This window comes from Starkeya nomas, from assembly GCF_902703545.1.
In the GTDB taxonomy this organism is placed as follows: domain Bacteria; phylum Pseudomonadota; class Alphaproteobacteria; order Rhizobiales; family Xanthobacteraceae; genus Ancylobacter; species Ancylobacter moscoviensis.
The window spans coordinates 2,351,478-2,368,244 of the sequence record NZ_CACSAS010000001.1 but is presented as its reverse complement, the minus strand read 5'-3'; the positions used below and the strand labels follow the sequence as shown (position 1 = coordinate 2,368,244).

Below are 16,767 nucleotides of genomic sequence, written 5' to 3'. Positions count from 1 at the left end.
GGTCAGAGCAGGTATTGCTCGGTGACGGTGGAGCCGAGGCGGTTGTTCTCGAAGACGAAGGAATCGATGAATTCGTGCAGTCCGGTCTGGAAGATGTCCTCCATCCGGCTGTTGCCGAGCTTGGTGAGCGTCGAGCGGGCGAGGCGCTGCGCGCTGCCCTGCCGGCCGTAATAGGCGGCGATGTCGTCGAGATAGCGCGTGATGTTCTGGTAGCAGCTCGTCAGCGAGCGCGGCATCTGCGCGTTGAGGATGAGCAGGTCCGCCACCAGCCACGGCTTCACGCTCTCGCGGTAGACCCAGTGGAAGCTGGTGAGCGCCGAGACCGAGCGCAGGATCGAGGCCCACTGGAAGTAGTCGAGCGGGCCGCCGATGTGCTCGGAATCCGGCAGCAGCACATGATACTTCACGTCGAGGATGCGCGCGGTGTTGTCGGCGCGCTCGACATACATGCCCACGCGCGAGAACCAGAAGGCGTCGTTACGCAGCATGGTGCGGTAGGCGGCGCCGTCGAAGCGCAGCGAGGTCTCCTTTACGAAGGAAAGGAAGCGGGCGAGTTCCTCGCGGGTCATGTTCTTGGTGGAGTAGCGCTTCAGTTCCAGCCAGGCGGAATTGATGGTCTCCCACATCTCCATGGTGAGCGCGGTGCGCACCGAGCGGGCATTGGTGCGGGCGATCTCGAAGCAGTTGCGGATGGAGGAGGGGTTTTCCGGCGCGAAGGCGAGGAAATTGACCACGTTCTGCTCGTTGGTCTCCTCGCCATGGACCTGCTTGAACAGGTCGGCGCAGCCGGCGGTGAGCAGGGCCGAACGCCACTCATTGGTCGAGCCACCATAGGCCGCCGGCAGCTGGGCGAGGCGCTGGGTGACGTCCAGAATACGCGCGAGGCAGTCCGCCCGCTCCATGTAGCGGGAGAGCCAGTAGAGATTGTCGGCAGTGCGAGAAAGCATGGGAACCGCGTTCTATTTGGCGTGGCGCCAGGCAAGCGTGGTGACGCCCGCCGCGATCAGGAGGGAGCCGCCGACCCGGTTGAAGGTGGCGACCAGGCGCGGGCTGCGCACCGCGCCGCGCAGGCGGCCGGCGAGCAGCGCGTAGCCGAAGGCGTTGGCGGCGGCGAGTGCAAGGAAGGTGGTCTCGAAGACCGCCATCTGCGTGAGGAAGTCGCCGGCGGGATCGAGGAACTGCGGCAGGAAGGCCACGAAGAAGGTGATGCTCTTCGGGTTCAGCGCGGTGACGATCCAGGCGTGCAGCATCATCCGCCATGTCGGGCCGGCCGCGCGGGCCTCGCCGAAGGAGGGGGCGCCGCCCGCCCGCCAGAGCTTGATGCCGAGCCAGATGAGATAGGCCGCGCCGATCCATTTGAGGATGGTGAACAGCGTCGCCGAGGTCGCCAGCAGGGCGCCGAGGCCGAGCATGGAGAGCGTCATCGCGGTGAAGTCGCCGAGCGCCACGCCCAGCGCGACCGGGAACGCCACCCGCCGCCCCTGGCCGAGCGCGTAGGAGACGACGAGCAGGATGGTCGGCCCGGGTATCACCAGCAGGACCGCCGAGGCGGCGACGAAGGCCAGCCATGTCTCTATCGGCATCGGTGCTCCCTCCCGTTCTCGGGACCTTGAATCGCGGCCTCAGCTCTCCTCCAGCACCCAGGTGTCCTTGGTTCCGCCGCCCTGGCTGGAATTGACCACCAGCGAGCCGGCCTCGAGCGCCACCCGGGTGAGGCCGCCCGGCACGATGCGCACCCGGTCGGAGCCGGTGAGCACGAAGGGGCGCAGGTCCACGTGGCGCGGCGCGATGCCCTCCTCGACGAAGGTGGGGCAGGTCGACAGCGCGAGCGTGGGCTGGGCGATGAAGTTGGTCGGATCCTGCTTCAGCTTGGCGCGGAACAGCTCGATCTGCGCCTTGTCGGCGCGCGGGCCGATGAGCATGCCGTAGCCGCCGGAGCCGTGGACCTCCTTCACGACGAGCTCGTTCAGGTGATCGAGCACATATTTCAGGTGGTCGGCCTCGCGGCAGCGCCAGGTCGGCACGTTCTTCAGCAGCGGCTCCTCGCCGAGATAGAAGCGGATGATGTCCGGCATGTAGCTGTAGACCGCCTTGTCGTCGGCGACGCCGGTGCCGACCGCGTTGGTCAGCGTGACGTTGCCGGCATTGTAGGCGCTCATCAGCCCGGGCACGCCGAGGGCGCTGTCGGGCCGGAAGGTGAGGGGGTCGAGGAAATCGTCGTCGAGGCGGCGATAGATGACGTCGACGCGGCGCGGCCCCTCGGTGGTGCGCATGTAGACGACGTCGCTGCGCACGAAGAGGTCCCGGCCCTCGACCAGCTCGACGCCCAGCTTGTCGGCGAGGAAGGAGTGCTCGTAATAGGCGGAGTTGTAGATGCCGGGCGTGAGCACGACGACCACGGGGTCGCTGCTGGCGCTGAGCGGGGCCACCGATTTGAGCGTGGCCAGCAATTCGTCGGTGTAGTTCTCCACCGGCGCGACGCGGTTGTCGGCGAACAGCTCCGGGAAGAGCCGCATCATGATCTCGCGGTTCTCCAGCATGTAAGAGACGCCGGAGGGCGTGCGGGCGTTGTCTTCCAGGACGTAGAAGGTTTCCGAATCCACCCGCACCACGTCGATGCCGGCGATGTGGACATAGAGGTCGTGCGGCACCTTCTGGCCGTTCATCTCCGGGCGGAAGGCCGGGTTCTGGTAGACGAGGTCCTCCGGCACCACGCCGGCCTTGAGGATCTCCCGCCGCGAATAGATGTCCTTCAGGTAGAGGTTCAGCGCCTTCACGCGCTGCTCCAGCCCGCGCGACATGCGGCGCCATTCGGTGCCGGTGAGGATGCGCGGGATGATGTCGAAGGGGATCAGGCGTTCCTGGGCATCGCTGTCGCCATAGACCGCGAACGTGATGCCGATGCGCCGGAAGATGAACTCGGCTTCCTTGCGTCGGAAATCCAGCACGTCGGGCGGAACATTGCTCAACCAGCGTGCGAGGGCGGTGTAGGCGGAGCGGATCGAGCCGTCCGCATTGGTCATCTCGTCGAAGGCGACGCTCATAGGTGCAAATCTACTCCCCAACTCGCTCAAGTTAGCTACAAAGCTCGTGCCAGCGGAAGGGGCGGAAGACTCCGCATTGCGATAATCGAACCATTGCGTGTGGCTTCTGCCCAATTGGCAGGCGACTGCCCTCGCTTGCGGCGTGGTATGCGTTGATTTGCGGCGGACGAGGCCTCGGACCGCCCACGGGACGGAGGAGAATCGGATGACGGCCTCGGTGGAGCCGGTGACGGCGGCGATCCTGGTGATTGGCGACGAGATACTTTCGGGCCGCACCAAGGACCGGAACATCGGCTACATCGCCGAATATCTCACCACTCTCGGCATCGACGTGCGCGAGGTGCGGGTGGTGCCGGACGTCGAGGAAGAGATCGTCACGGCGGTGAACGCGCTGCGGGCGCGCTATACTTATCTCTTCACCACCGGCGGAATCGGGCCGACCCATGACGACATCACCGCCGATTCGGTGGCCAAGGCCTTCGGGGTGAGCATCGATGTGGATCCCCGCGCGCGCGCCATGCTCCTCGAATACATAAAGGCGGAGGACCTGAACGAAGCGCGGCTACGGATGGCGCGCATCCCGGACGGGGCCGAACTCGTGCCCAACCCCGTTTCCAAGGCGCCGGGCTTCTGGATCGGCAACGTCATCGTCATGGCCGGCGTGCCGACCATCATGCAGGCGATGCTGGATCAGGTGGCGCCCAGGCTGCGCACCGGCGTGCGCATGCTGTCCGAGACGATCCTCGCCAATGCCAGGGAAGGGGATGTCGGCGGCCCGCTACGGATCATCGCCGAGGCGCATCCGGAAGTGACCATCGGCAGCTATCCCTTCATGGGAGAGGACGGGCGGCCCAACACCAATCTGGTGGTGCGCTCACGCGATCCGCGAAAGCTCGCCGCCGCGCTGGCCGAGGTACAGGCGATGGTGGACACCGTGCGTCGCTGGTGATTTCACAGCGCAGCCTCGCGATAAATTATAAAATCTATTGACTTTATGTATTAATAAGCAAGAGTTCCGTCCAGACATCGGTTTGGACGGAGACTTCCCATGCGCCTTCGCGCTCTTCTTGCCGCCATGGCGCTCGCCCTGACGCCGGCAGGCACCCTGTTCCACGCTTCGCCCGCGTCGGCGGAAACCGGCGAACTGCGCATCGCCCAGCAGTTTGGTATCGCCTATCTGCCGTTGATCGTCGCCAAGGAGCAGAAGCTTATCGAGAAGCATGCGGCGGCGGACGGGCTGCCGGATCTGAAGGTCGAATGGCTGCGCCTCTCGGGTGCGGCGGCGATGAACGATGCGCTGATCTCCGGTGGGCTGGACTTCGCCACGGCGGGCGTCGCGCCGGCCATCCTCACCTGGGACAAGACGCGCGGTAAGACCGACATCGTGCTGATCTCCTCGCTCGGCTCCATGCCGAACGTGCTGACCACCAACAATCCCAAGGTGAAGACGCTCAAGGACTTCGCCGCCACCGACCGCATCGCGCTGCCCTCCGTGAAGGTCGGCTTCCAGCCGATCGTGCTGCAGATCGCGGCCGAGAAGGAGTTCGGCCAGTACGACAAGCTCGACGACCTGACGGTGAGCCTGCCGCATCCCGACGCGACCACCTCGATCCTCGCCGGCACCGGCGGCATCACCGCGCATTTCACCTCGCCGCCCTTCGTCCAGCAGCAGCTGGAAAGCGGCAAGGTCCATGCGGTGCTGAACAGCTATGACGTGCTGGGCGGCCCGCACACCTTCAACGTGGTCTACGGCACCAAGAAATTCGCCACCGAGAACCCGAAAACCGTGAACGCCTTCGTCGCCGCGCTCGACGAGGCCAATGCATGGATCAAGGCCAACCCGGCCGAGGCGGCAAAGCTCTATATCGCGGCGGAGAGTTCCAAGCTCGATCCGGCCTTCGTCGAGCGGATCATCCGTGACCCGCAGATCAACTTCACCACCGTGCCGGAGCGGGTCGACGTGTTCTCCGACTTCGAATACCGCATCGGCCTCATCAAGCAGAAGCCCGGCTGGAAGGAGCTGTTCCAGCCCGGCCTGCACGCCCGGAACGGGAGCTGAGCCGGTGGCAATGCCGGCCGAGAGCCGCATGCCGCCGCCCATCGCCGGCAGGCCGGCACCCCGCAGCGCGCCCGCGGCGCTCGCCGTCGACCATGTGACGCTGCGCTACGCGACAGCCGCCGGCATCGTGACGGCGGTGGAGGATGTTTCCTTCACCATCGGCACCGGCGAGAGGCTGGCGCTGCTCGGGCCTTCGGGCTGCGGAAAGTCGACCCTCCTGCGCGCCGTCGGTGGTTTCCTGAAACCCGCATCGGGCGAAATCCGCCTCGGCGGCCTGCCGGTGAAGGGGCCGGGGCCGGACCGCATGGTGGTGTTTCAGGAATTCGACCAGCTTCTTCCCTGGCGCACGGTGGCCGGCAACATCGCCTTTGCCCTGCGCCGGGCTCGCGGCCTGTCGCGGGCCGAGGCACATGCGGTGGCGCTGGACTGGGCCGGCCGTGTGGGGCTCGCCAAATTCGCCGATGCCTATCCGCACACGCTCTCGGGCGGCATGAAGCAGCGGGTCGCCATCGCCCGCGCCTTCGCGGTGCAGCCGGCGATCCTGCTGATGGACGAGCCCTTCGCCGCGCTCGACGCTCTTTCTCGTCGGCGCATGCAGGACGAACTGCTCGGCCTGTGCGAGGAGACGGGGGCGACCTGCCTGTTCGTCACCCACGCCATAGACGAGGCGCTGCACGTGGGCACCCGCGTTCTCGTGCTGAGCCCGCATCCCGGCCGCATCGCCGCCGAATACGAGGTATCCGAGGCGACGCGGCGCGGGACGGCGCCGTTCGGCCTGCTGGAAGCCGAGATCCAGGCGCGGCTCTTCGCCGGACCGCGCGGAGCCGACGAGGGCGGGAGTGACCACGAGGACGATCATGTCTGACGGAACGCTGCATCTTCCGGCCGCGGCATCGCTTCGCCGTCCGCTGGTGCTGGGCCCCGGCGCGCGCCGGGCGATGATCCTCGCGCTGCTGGCGGCCGGCTGGGAACTCTATGCGCGCTGGCTCGGAAATTCGCTGCTGCTGCCGACCTTCCTCGAAACGCTGGGCGCGCTGTGGAGCGAGACGCTGAACGGCGAGCTGCCCGAACGCGTCTGGGCGTCGCTGGAGGTGCTGCTGACCGGCTATGCCATCGGCATCGTGCTGGCGGCGGCGATCACCGCCCTCGCGGTGCTCAACCGCTGGGGGGAGAGCCTGCTCTCGCTGCTCACCTCGATGTTCAACCCGCTGCCGGCCATCGCGCTGCTGCCCATCGCGCTGCTGTGGTTCGGCATCGGATCGTCGAGCCTCGTCTTCGTCATCGTCCACGCCGTGCTGTGGCCGCTGGCGCTCGCCTGCCACGCGGGCTTCCGCGCCGTGCCGCCGACATTGCGCATGGCGGGGCGCAATATCGGCCTCTCCGGTCCTTCCTACGTCTTCGCGCTGCTGGTGCCGGCGGCGCTGCCCTCGATCCTTTCCGGGCTCCGGCTCGGCTGGGCCTTCGCCTGGCGCACGCTGATCGCGGCGGAGATGGTGTTCGGCGCCAGCGCGCGCTCCGGCGGGCTCGGCTGGTTCATCTTCACCAACCGGGCGCAGCTGGAGACGGCGAACGTCTTCGCCGGCCTGCTGACGGTGATCCTGATCGGCCTGGCGGTGGAGACGCTGGTCTTCGCGACGCTGAACCGCGTCACCGTGCGGCGCTGGGGGCAGGAGAGCTGACCATGCGGCGGGCGGCGCCGCCCGTCTAAGGAATAGGGCTTATGGCGTAAGGCGGGGATTTTCGGGGGCCGGCACTGGAGAAGGCGGCGCGCTACGGCTAATGATCTCGGAAAATGGCTCATTGCGAGCCCTCCGGGATCTGTTTCATGTCCGACGATCGCCAGAAGAAGGCCTTTCCGGTCTCCTGGGACCAGTTTCACCGCGATGCCCGCGCCCTGACCTGGCGGCTCGCCGGGGCGGGTCCGTTCTCCGGCATCGTCTGCATCACCCGCGGCGGCCTGGTGCCGGCGGCGATCGTGGCCCGCGAGCTGGGGCTGCGAATGATCGAGACGGTCTGCATCGCCAGCTATCACGATTATACGAAGCAGGGCGAAATGCAGGTGCTCAAGCCCATCTCCGAGGTCGTCATGGCGACGGCCGGCGAGGGTGGGCAGGGGCTCTTGGTGATCGACGATCTGGTGGATACCGGCAAGACGGCCCGGCTGGTGCGCGAGATGCTGCCGCAGGCGCATTTCGCCACACTCTACGCCAAGCCGCTGGGCCGCCCGCTGGTGGACACCTTCATCACCGAGGTGAGCCAGGATACCTGGATCTATTTCCCGTGGGACATGGGGCTGAGCTTCCAGCCGCCGATCCGCGACGGGGTGGCGTGAGGAAAATCATCCATGACCGGTGAGTTTGACAGGACGGACGAGGAGTCCGACGAGGCGTTCGATGCGGCCTATGAGACGCATCGCACCGCGCTCTACGACATGCTGATCGACTACGCCGAGAAGCACGATCTGAGCGACGGCTTCATCTCGATGCTCGCCTCCGATATTGGCCTGTCGCTGCGCATGGTCGCCTATGCCTCGGAGACCGAGAAGCCGTCGGTCGGCGGCCTGCGGCTCGATCTCGACCGCTTCTCCCGGGAGCTGGGCGAGAGCGTGCGCGACGCCAAGAAATACGCCGCCGAGTTCATCGCCGAGGCGAAGGCCGCGCGCGAGGAGGAGCAGGCGGAGGATGACGGGGCCGAAAGCCGCCCATCATGACCTCTGGTATCCTGATGCGGCTCGCCTTTATGGTGCCCCTGCGGTATGCCGGGGTGCGGCAAAATGTGCCGTTTCGGGAATTCCAACGATGACCCCCGCCATCATTTCCGGCATCCTGCGGTCTCCGGCCACGGCCTTTCTCGCGCGTCTCCTGCTCGTCTTCATGTTCCTCGGCAGCGCCATCAGCAAGATCACGGATTTTGCCGGCGCGCAGGCCGAGATGGCGTATTTCGGGCTCAACCCGCCGTGGCTGTTCGCGGTGGCGACCATCGCCACGCAGCTTGCCGGCGGCGTGCTGATCCTGCTGAATCGGGCGACGTGGCTGGGCGCGGGGGCGCTCGGCGTCTTCACGGCGCTGACCATTCCGATCGCGCACCATTTCTGGACCATGGAAGGCCAGATGGCGCAGATCGAGTTCTATTTCGTCGTCGAGCACCTCGCGGTGATCGGCGGCATGTTGCTGGTCGCCATTCTGGCCGAGCGCACGCGCACGGCCTGATGGCGTGGCGTTCGACGTGGCGTTGAGACGGGAGCCCTCATGAATACCGCGGTGCGCAAGATCGATCCCAACAGCGATGCGGCGATCGCCGCGTCGGTGACGCCGCGGCCCATCGAGGAAATCGGCAACAAGCTGGGAGTCCCGGCGGCCTCGCTCTACCGCTACGGTCACGACAAGGCGAAGATCGCCCTCGATTTCGCTCGCCGCGCCGAGGCCAAGGCGGACGGCAAGCTGATCCTCGTCACCGCGATCAACCCGACCCCGGCGGGCGAGGGCAAGACCACGACCACCATCGGCCTCGGCGACGCGCTGGCGCGTGCCGGCAAGCGGGTGGCCATCGCCCTGCGCGAGCCGAGCCTCGGGCCGGTGTTCGGCTCCAAGGGCGGGGCGACGGGCGGCGGGCGCTCGCAGATCGTGCCGATGCAGGACATCAACCTGCACTTCACCGGCGACTTCCACGCCATCAGCGCCGCGCACAACCTGCTCGCCGCCGCCATCGACAACCACATCTACTGGGGCAACGCGCTCGACATCGACGCCCGGCGCATCAACTGGCGCCGCGTGGTCGATCTCAACGACCGCGCGCTGCGCAGCGTGGTGGTCGGCCTCGGGGGACCGGGCAACGGTTTCCCGCGCGAGGACGGCTTCGACATCACGGTGGCAAGCGAGGTCATGGCGATCTTCTGCCTCGCGCGGTCGCTGGAGGATTTGGAAGACCGGCTCGGTCGCATGGTGGTGGCGCAGAACCGCGCCCGCCAGCCGATCACCGCCGGCCAGCTCAAGGTGACGGGCGCGATGGCGGCGCTGCTGCGCGATGCCTTCCAGCCCAACCTCGTGCAGACGCTGGAGGCGACGCCGGCCGTCGTGCATGGCGGCCCGTTCGCCAACATCGCCCATGGCTGCAACTCGGTGATGGCGACGCGCACTGCGCTGGGCCTTGCCGACTATGTGGTGACCGAGGCGGGTTTCGGCGCCGATCTCGGCGCCGAGAAGTTCCTCGACATCAAGTGCCGGCAGGCGGGGCTCTCGCCTTCCGCCGTGGTGATCGTCGCGACCGTACGCGCGCTGAAGATGCACGGCGGCGTCGGGCAGAAGGAACTCGGCCCGGAGAACGTGGCGGCGGTGAAGGCCGGTTCGGCCAATCTCGTGCGGCACATCGAGAACATGAAGGCCTTCGGCTTGCCGGCGGTGGTGGCGATCAACCGTTTCACCAGCGACACGTCGGCGGAGATCGAGGCGATCAAGCAGGCCTGCGCGGCGGTGGGGGCCAGCGTGCATCTGTGCTCGCACTGGGCGGAAGGCTCGGCGGGGGCCGTCGACCTCGCCGCCGAGGTGGTGCAACTGGCGTCGCAACCCTCCGCCTTCAAGCCGATCTACGAGAGCAACCTCTCGCTGGTGCAGAAGATCGAGACCATCGCCCGCCGCATCTACCGCGCCGGAGCCATCTCGATCGATCCGGTCGCCCTGCGCCGTCTCGGCGAGTTCGAGGGGCAGGGCTATGGCGACCTGCCGATCTGCATGGCGAAGACGCAGTACAGCTTCTCCGCCGACCCCGCGCAACGCGGCGCGCCGGAAGGTTTCACCCTGCCGGTTCGCGAGGTGAGACTGTCGGCCGGGGCGGGTTTCGTCGTGGCGCTGTGCGGCGATGTGATGACGATGCCGGGCTTGCCCTCGCAGCCGGCGGCCGAGCATATCTTCGTCGATGAAACCGGCTTCATCGGCGGGGTGTTCTAGGACATCCGGGGCCCCGATGGCCCGGCCGGGGCGGACGTGGCGAAACTGGTAGACGCACGAGACTTAAAATCTTGCGCCCTTAAAGGCTTACGGGTTCGAGTCCCGTCGTCCGCACCATTCCTTTCCTGTCGGCCACGAGCCGCCGTCAGGCGGCGACCGGCACGTTCTTGAGCGCTTCGGTCGCGTCCGGCATCTCGGCGAGGCGGGAGACGGGGAGCACCTTCGGCTCCTTCAGCGCCGCCAGGGCGGCGAGATCGAAGCGGGTGAAGTTCAGGCTGCGGTAATCGCGCAGGAAGAAGACCTTGCGGTCGAGGTCCGACAGGCTCGTCCAGCACGTGAATTCGGTCGCGTAGGCCGCGCCGCCGGGCTGGTCGAGGCCCTTCACCTCGAGATGCCCGCCGCCGGCCTCCGGATAATCGATGCTGACGCCGCGCGGCCGGTCGAAATTGTTCATGACATGGGCGAGGGTGCGCACCGCGAGGTCGGGCGTATCGGCCTTCTCGGTGTACTGCGCGTAATAGGCGGCGCGGACAAAGCGGCCGACGGAGGTGTTCGACGCCGGCAGGCCGGCGGTGGCGATGCCGGAGTCAGGCTGCACCGCCTTGTAACCGCCGAAGCTGGCGCTTGCTTTGTCGACGTTGCTGAGGAAGGTGTAGTTGTCGAGATTGGTCAGGTGCCAGCCGAAAGCCGGGCCGTTCGTCATCACGCCGACCGGATTGTCGTAGACCGTCATCTGTCCGCCGTCGAATTCGATGACGAGCGCGGCGCCCGAGGCATCGTGCACGACGTAATGGAAGGGTGACTCCACCCCGCCGAGGATGGCGAGCGGCGCCAGTAGGATCGGCTGGGCAGCCAGCGCCGCCTTTACTTCGGCCACGGTGGCGAACTGCCCGAGGCTCCACGTGCCGAGGTCGGAGGCCGAGAGCACGGCCTGCGTCATCGCCACCGACTTCTGCTTGCCGGCCGCCGTGGGGTAGGAGAGGAGGCTGAAGGTCAGTCCCTGATCGTTGATGCCCTCGAGCACCTTCAGGTCGGAGATGGCGAGCGGCGCCTGCGGCGTCGGAATGCGGATCGGCATGGTGACCGCCAGTACCCCGTAGCGCGCGGCGTAGGTCAGCGGCGCATGGCCGGCGATCTCGGAGGTGGTGGAGAAACCCGCCGGCAGATAGGTCATCTGGTAGGGAAGATCGATCGTCAGCTCGAGCGTCCGGCCGAAATAGACCTTGCCCGCCTTGTCGCGATAGCTGAGCGATGTGCACATCCCGTCATTCCTCCACGACCCGGAAAGAAGCTGGCCGGGCGCGGCAGGCGATGCCGAATCCCGCAGCGGGTACCTTTTGTTAGGTCGCACACCTGCCGCAGGTCGAAAAGGTCGGATCGTGGCAATGGGCGCTGAAGCGCCGGAGAGGCGGGAGCCTCCCCGGCCTTTCGATCAGCCGATGGTCATCAGGCTGGCATTGCCGCCGGCGGCGGCGGTGTTCGTGCTGGTGGAGCGCTCCAGCATCAGCAGGTCGAGAGGGTACTGCTCGCCGCGCGCGACGGCATCGGGCGCGAGGCCGTGGACCAGGACGATCGGCCCCTCGCGCGTGGCGATGCTCTCGTTGAGCTGGCGCAGCGCGTCGCCGTCGCCCTCGAACAGCACGGCGTTGAACGCTGCCGGGCCGTAGTCCTCCACCATGCTTACCCGATCCTCCATCCCCTTGGGCAGGGGCGGGAGGAACGAGCCTTCCAGCAGCACGCGGTTGCCGGTGGCGAGCGCCGAGGCGATCTGGACGGCGAGGCCGCGCTCGGTGGCGGCGAGGCAGAGCACGGTGCCGCGCGGGGCGAGCGCATAGATATTGCGTTCGCCGACTGGGCCGGGCAACTCCGCCTTGTGGCCGAAGGGCGAGGCGTCGAGCACGGCGCCGCAGAGGGCGCGGGTGTCCGGATCGGACTGGAAGTCCACCCAGAGCCGCGCCGCATCCGGCACCTGCGTCTCCGGCAGGCCGGCGGCGGGGCGGACCGCCAGCAGGCGATGGAGATAAAGCGGCCCGCCGGCCTTCGGCCCGGTGCCGGAGAGGCCGTGACCGCCGAAGGGCTGCACGCCGACCACCGCGCCGATGACGTTGCGGTTGATGTAGACGTTGCCCACCTCGATGCGCCCGCCGACATGGGCGATGGTCTCGTCGATGCGGGTGTGCAGGCCGAAGGTGAGGCCGTAGCCGGTGGCGTTGACGGCGTCGATCAGCGTGTCGAGGTCGTCGCGCCGGTAGCGCACCACATGCAGCACCGGGCCGAAGACCTCGCGCTTGAGCTCGGCGATGTCGTCGATCTCGATCAGCGTCGGCGGCACGAAGGTGCCGTGGCGCGCCTCGTCGCCAAGGGCGAGCTGCTCGACGCGGCGCCCGGCCTCGCGCAGGCGCTCGACATGCGCCTCGATGTTCGCCTTCGCCTCGGCGGTGATGACGGGGCCGATATCCGTGGAAAGTTGCACCGGGTTGCCCACGGACAGCTCCTTCAGCGCGCCGTGCAGCATTTCCAGCATGCGGTCGGCGACATCCTCCTGCAGGCAGAGGATACGCAGCGCCGAGCAGCGCTGGCCGGCGGAGTCGAAGGCCGAGGACAAAACATCGGCCACGACCTGTTCGGCTAGGGCGGAGGAATCGACGATCATCGCATTCTGGCCGCCGGTCTCGGCGATGAGCGGGATGACGCTGCCGTCCGGGTTCAGGCGGCCGGCGAGCTGGCGCTGGATGAGGCGTGCCACCTCGGTGGAACCGGTGAACATGACGCCGCGCGTGCGGGTGTCACCCACGAGCGCCGCACCGACCTCGCCGGCGCCGGGAACGAGCTGCACCGCGCCCGGCGGCACGCCGGCCTCGCGCAGGATCTCGACCGCCGCGAAGGCGATGAGCGGCGTCTCCTCGGCCGGCTTGGCCAGCACCGCATTGCCGGCGGCGAGCGCCGCCGCGACCTGGCCGGCGAAGATGGCCAGCGGGAAATTCCACGGGCTGATGCAGACCACCGGGCCGAGCGGGCGGTGGGTGTCGTTGGAAAAGCCGTCGCGCACCTGCGCGCCGTAATAGCGCAGGAAGTCGACCGCCTCGCGCACTTCGCCGATGGCGTTGGGGAAGGACTTGCCGGCCTCGCGCACGATGATGCCGATCAGCGTCGGCAGCCGGGCCTCCATCAGCTCGGCGGCGCGGAACAGGCAGGCAGCGCGCTCGGCCGGCGGGGTGGACTGCCAGATCGGCGCCGCGCCCTGCGCGATCTCCATGGCGCGGGCGACGATCTCGGGGGTGGCTTCCTCGACCACGCCCACCTGATCGCGATGGTCGGCCGGGTTGAGGACCGGGCGGGCGATGCCGGCGACCGGGCCGTCGCCCAGCAGCGGCGTCGCCTTGAGCGGGGCGGCGCTGCCGGCGAGGAGGGCGGCGGCGAGCGAGGCGAGGCGCTGTTCGTTGGAGAGGTCCAGCCCCGCCGAATTGCGCCGCTGCTCGCCGAAGAGGTCGGCCGGGGCGGCGATGCGCGGATGCGGCGCGCCGAGCGGCTCGATGCGGCGGGCGGCCTCGACCGGGCTCTCGATCAACTCGTCGACGGGGACGTTCTCGTCGGCGATGCGGTTGACGAAGGAGGAGTTGGCGCCGTTCTCCAGCAGGCGCCGCACGAGATAGGCAAGCAGCGTCTCGTGGGTGCCGACGGGCGCGTAGATGCGGCAGGGACGGCCGAGCTTCTCGCGGCCGACCACTTCCTCATAGAGCGGCTCGCCCATGCCGTGCAGGCACTGGAACTCGTACTGCCCGGCGTAATAGTTGGCGCCGGCCATCTCCATGACGGTGGCGAGCGTCTGGGCGTTGTGGGTGGCGAATTGCGGGAACACCGCATCCGGCGCCGACAGCAGCTTGCGCGCGCAGGCGAGATAGGAAATGTCGGTGTGGATCTTGCGGGTGTAGACCGGGAAGCCTTCCAGCCCGTCGAGCTGGGCGCGCTTGATCTCGCTGTCCCAATAGGCGCCCTTCACCAGACGCACCATCAGCCGGTGGTTCGAGCGGCGCGCGAGGTCGATGAGGTAATCGATCACATAAGGGCAGCGCTTCTGATAGGCCTGAACGACGAAACCGATGCCGTTCCAGCCGCTTAGGCCCTCGTCGAAACAAAGCGATTCCAGGAGGTCGAGCGAGATCTCAAGCCGGTCGGCTTCCTCGGCGTCGATGTTGAGGCCGATGTCGTATTGCCGCGCGAGCTTCGCCAGCGCGACAACGCGCGGCAGCAACTCATTGACGACGCGGGAATATTGCGCGCGGCTGTAGCGCGGATGCAGGGCCGAGAGCTTGATCGAGATGCCCGGCCCTTCATAGATGCCGCGCCCGGCCGACGCCTTGCCGATGGCGTGGATGGCCTGCTCGTAATCGGCGAAATAGCGCTGAGCGTCGGCCTCGGTGGTGGCGGCCTCGCCGAGCATGTCGAAGGAATAGCGGAAGCCCTTCGCCTCCAGCCGGCGGGAATTGGCCAGCGCCTCGGAGATGGTCTGGCCGGTGACGAACTGCTCGCCCATCATCCGCATGGCGACGTCCACGCCCTTGCGGATCAGAGGCTCGCCGCCGCGCCCGATGAGGCGGGTGAGGGCGCCGGAGAGGCCGGCCTCGCTGGAGGTGGAGGTCAGCTTGCCGGTGAGCACGAGGCCCCAGGTGGCGGCGTTGACGAAGAGCGAGGGGCTCTGGCCGACATGGGCGTGCCAGTCGCCATGGCCGATCTTGTCGCGGATCAGCGCGTCGCGGGTGGCGCGGTCGGGGATGCGCAGCAGCGCCTCGGCGAGGCACATCAGCGCCACGCCTTCCTGCGAGGACAGCGAATATTCATGGATGAGCCCTTCCACCGGGCCCTTCTGGCCCTTGGCGCGCAGCGCCTCGACCAGCGTGCGGGCGCGCTCGCGGGCGGCCTCCGCCCTGGGGTCGGGCAGGGTGGCCGGGCCGAGCAGCAGCGGCACGCAATCGGTTTCCGGCATGCGGTAGGCGCCGGTGATGCGCGCGCGCAGCACGCCCTGGGGCTGGACGCCGCGGGCGAAGGGCAGGAAGGGGCTCTCGGTGTCGGGGAGCGGCAGGGTCTCGGTTGCGCCGATGGCGGCGACCGGTGGCAAGCCCTGCTCGGCACGCTCCACGGCGGTGGCGATGGCGTGCTTGACCAGTGCATGAGGGGTGCAACCTTCCCGCTCGGCGGCGGCTTTCAGCCGGGCGCGGAACTCGTCGTCGATCTTCACGCCCATGGTGGTCTGAGACATGTCGCGTTCCCCTGAAACTGCCGCCGGAAGGCCAAAGCTGACGTCAGAGGTGTAACCTCACGGGAGAAAAGGTGCAACCGCTTCGGGAGGTATTATGGTGTCGTTTTTGGAGTAGCGTTTTGCGTAGCATTAAGTAGCGTTGAGTAGCATTTGCGCGGTCGCATCCGGGCGAGATGCGGTGGTGCTACGTGGGGTGGTGCTGCGTGGCACGTGCCGGGCGTCCCGGAGCGGCAGCGGCGGTCACAAAAAGGATACTCCTTGGCAGGGGGCGGGGGCATGCCTACGTGACGGCGATGACCCGTCTCGCGCGAACACCCCTTTCCGTCCTCGACCTGTCCTTCGTCGCCGCCGACGGCACGGGACCGGAGGCGCTGCGCAGCACCATCGAGCTGGCGCGCCATGTCGATGCGCTCGGCTACACCCGGTTCTGGGTGGCCGAGCATCACAACCTGCCGTCCGTCGCCTCCGGCGCGCCGGACGTGATGTCCGGGCAGATCCTCGCCGCGACGGAGCGCATCCGCGTCGGCTCGGGCGGGGTGATGCTGCCCAACCATGCGCCGCTGATGGTGGCGGAGCGCTTCAAGGTGCTGGAGGGGCTCTACCCCGACCGCGTGGACCTCGGCCTCGGCCGGGCGCCCGGCACCGACCAGCTCACCGCCCATGCGCTGCGCCGCCGACAGGACATCGCGCCCAGCGACGACTTCCTCGACCGGCTGCGCGAACTGATGCTGTGGGACAGCGGCGACTGGCCGGCGGACCACCCGTTCCGCAACATCAAGGTCATGCCGGTGGACGTGCGGCTGCCGCCGATCTGGCTGCTGGGTTCCTCCGGCTATAGCGCCCGGCTCTCGGCGCAGATCGGCGTCGGCTTCGCCTTCGCGCATCATTTCGCCGACCATGACGTGCTCGACGCCATGCTGACCTATCGCTCGGCCTTCCAGCCCTCGGAACGGCTCGCCCAGCCGCACGCCATCCTGGCGCTGGCGGTGGTGTGCGCGCCGACCGACGAGGAGGCCGAATGGCTCGCCGGCAGCGTCGACCTCGCGCATCTGCGGCGCGCGCGGGGGCATCACGATCCGATCCCCTCGCCGGAAGAGGCGGCCGCCTATCCCTACACCGAGGTCGACCGCGCCTTCATCCGCCGCAACCGCGACCGGGTGCTGGTCGGCGGGCCCGCGAAGGTGGCGGAGGGGCTGGAGCGCTTCCTCGACACGACGCTGGCGGACGAGCTGATGATCACTACCGCCATTCCCGACCTCGCGGCGAAGAAGCGCTCCTATGAGCTGCTGAAGGCGCTGCAGGCGGCGCCGGTGGAGGCGTAGACCCGAACGCCGTCATGGCCGGGCGCGGCCCGGCCGTCCACGACGGCTCCTTCCGTCCGCCCGAAGACGTGGATGCCCGGCACAAGGCCGGGCATGACGTCGTGTGCGGGGCGGGGCGGTGCTGGATCGGCTTCGGGAAGGC

The 16,767-nt window shown here is 68.0% G+C and carries 14 protein-coding genes and 1 tRNA gene; 10 read left to right on the top strand and 5 right to left on the bottom strand.

Annotation, left to right across the window (positions count from 1 at the left end; translation table 11 throughout):
- Positions 1–2: 2 nt before the first annotated feature.
- The 3 genes from STARVERO_RS11555 to STARVERO_RS11545 are packed head-to-tail and all read right to left on the bottom strand — an operon-like array spanning position 3 to position 3,044.
- A complete protein-coding gene (locus STARVERO_RS11555; RefSeq protein ID WP_159598946.1) occupies positions 3–947 on the bottom strand; it encodes an alpha-E domain-containing protein in 945 nt (314 codons plus the stop codon).
- Positions 948–959: 12 nt separating this feature from the next.
- Positions 960–1,583, bottom strand: a complete 624-nt coding sequence (locus STARVERO_RS11550) for a LysE family translocator (protein ID WP_159598945.1) — start codon at positions 1,581–1,583, stop codon at positions 960–962.
- Between the two features lie 39 nt (positions 1,584–1,622).
- On the bottom strand, positions 1,623–3,044 hold the full coding sequence (locus STARVERO_RS11545; RefSeq protein WP_144342738.1) for a circularly permuted type 2 ATP-grasp protein: 1,422 nt from the start codon (positions 3,042–3,044) through the stop codon (positions 1,623–1,625).
- Between the two features lie 205 nt (positions 3,045–3,249).
- On the opposite strand from STARVERO_RS11545, the gene STARVERO_RS11540 reads away from it, so the two are divergent.
- The 9 genes from STARVERO_RS11540 to STARVERO_RS11500 all read left to right on the top strand — a co-directional run bounded on the left by STARVERO_RS11540 (position 3,250) and on the right by STARVERO_RS11500 (position 10,163).
- On the top strand, positions 3,250–3,993 hold the full coding sequence (locus tag STARVERO_RS11540) for a competence/damage-inducible protein A (protein WP_159598944.1): 744 nt from the start codon (positions 3,250–3,252) through the stop codon (positions 3,991–3,993).
- Positions 3,994–4,092: 99 nt separating this feature from the next.
- Positions 4,093–5,103, top strand: a complete 1,011-nt coding sequence (locus tag STARVERO_RS11535; RefSeq protein WP_159598943.1) for an ABC transporter substrate-binding protein — start codon at positions 4,093–4,095, stop codon at positions 5,101–5,103.
- Positions 5,104–5,131: 28 nt separating this feature from the next.
- Positions 5,132–5,968: an ABC transporter ATP-binding protein gene (locus STARVERO_RS11530; protein ID WP_200837783.1), complete on the top strand. Its 837-nt coding sequence runs from the start codon at positions 5,132–5,134 to the stop codon at positions 5,966–5,968.
- Entirely contained in the window at positions 5,961–6,782 is an 822-nt protein-coding gene (locus tag STARVERO_RS11525; protein WP_159598942.1) for an ABC transporter permease, read from the top strand. The genes STARVERO_RS11530 and STARVERO_RS11525 overlap by 8 nt, the downstream gene beginning before the upstream one ends.
- 146 nt (positions 6,783–6,928) lie before the next feature.
- Entirely contained in the window at positions 6,929–7,435 is a 507-nt protein-coding gene (gene gpt / locus STARVERO_RS11520; protein ID WP_144342742.1) for a xanthine phosphoribosyltransferase, read from the top strand.
- A gap of 12 nt (positions 7,436–7,447) precedes the next feature.
- On the top strand, positions 7,448–7,813 hold the full coding sequence (locus STARVERO_RS11515; protein WP_144342743.1) for a hypothetical protein: 366 nt from the start codon (positions 7,448–7,450) through the stop codon (positions 7,811–7,813).
- Between the two features lie 88 nt (positions 7,814–7,901).
- Positions 7,902–8,312 (top strand): DoxX family protein, encoded by a 411-nt coding sequence (locus STARVERO_RS11510; protein ID WP_159598941.1) that lies wholly within the window; start codon positions 7,902–7,904, stop codon positions 8,310–8,312.
- A gap of 39 nt (positions 8,313–8,351) precedes the next feature.
- Entirely contained in the window at positions 8,352–10,046 is a 1,695-nt protein-coding gene (locus STARVERO_RS11505) for a formate--tetrahydrofolate ligase (protein ID WP_159598940.1), read from the top strand.
- A 30-nt stretch (positions 10,047–10,076) separates the two neighbouring features.
- Positions 10,077–10,163: transfer RNA gene (locus tag STARVERO_RS11500), tRNA-Leu, on the top strand.
- Positions 10,164–10,191: 28 nt separating this feature from the next.
- On the opposite strand, the gene STARVERO_RS11495 is transcribed toward STARVERO_RS11500, so the two are convergent.
- Together STARVERO_RS11495 and putA are read right to left on the bottom strand one after the other, a co-directional pair.
- Positions 10,192–11,307: a linear amide C-N hydrolase gene (locus tag STARVERO_RS11495; protein WP_159598939.1), complete on the bottom strand. Its 1,116-nt coding sequence runs from the start codon at positions 11,305–11,307 to the stop codon at positions 10,192–10,194.
- Positions 11,308–11,478: 171 nt separating this feature from the next.
- Complete coding sequence (gene putA, locus STARVERO_RS11490) at positions 11,479–15,303, bottom strand: trifunctional transcriptional regulator/proline dehydrogenase/L-glutamate gamma-semialdehyde dehydrogenase (protein ID WP_159598938.1); 3,825 nt, start codon at positions 15,301–15,303, stop codon at positions 11,479–11,481.
- A 293-nt stretch (positions 15,304–15,596) separates the two neighbouring features.
- On the opposite strand from putA, the gene STARVERO_RS11485 reads away from it, so the two are divergent.
- Positions 15,597–16,625 (top strand): LLM class flavin-dependent oxidoreductase, encoded by a 1,029-nt coding sequence (locus tag STARVERO_RS11485; protein ID WP_159598937.1) that lies wholly within the window; start codon positions 15,597–15,599, stop codon positions 16,623–16,625.
- Positions 16,626–16,767: the final 142 nt, after the last annotated feature.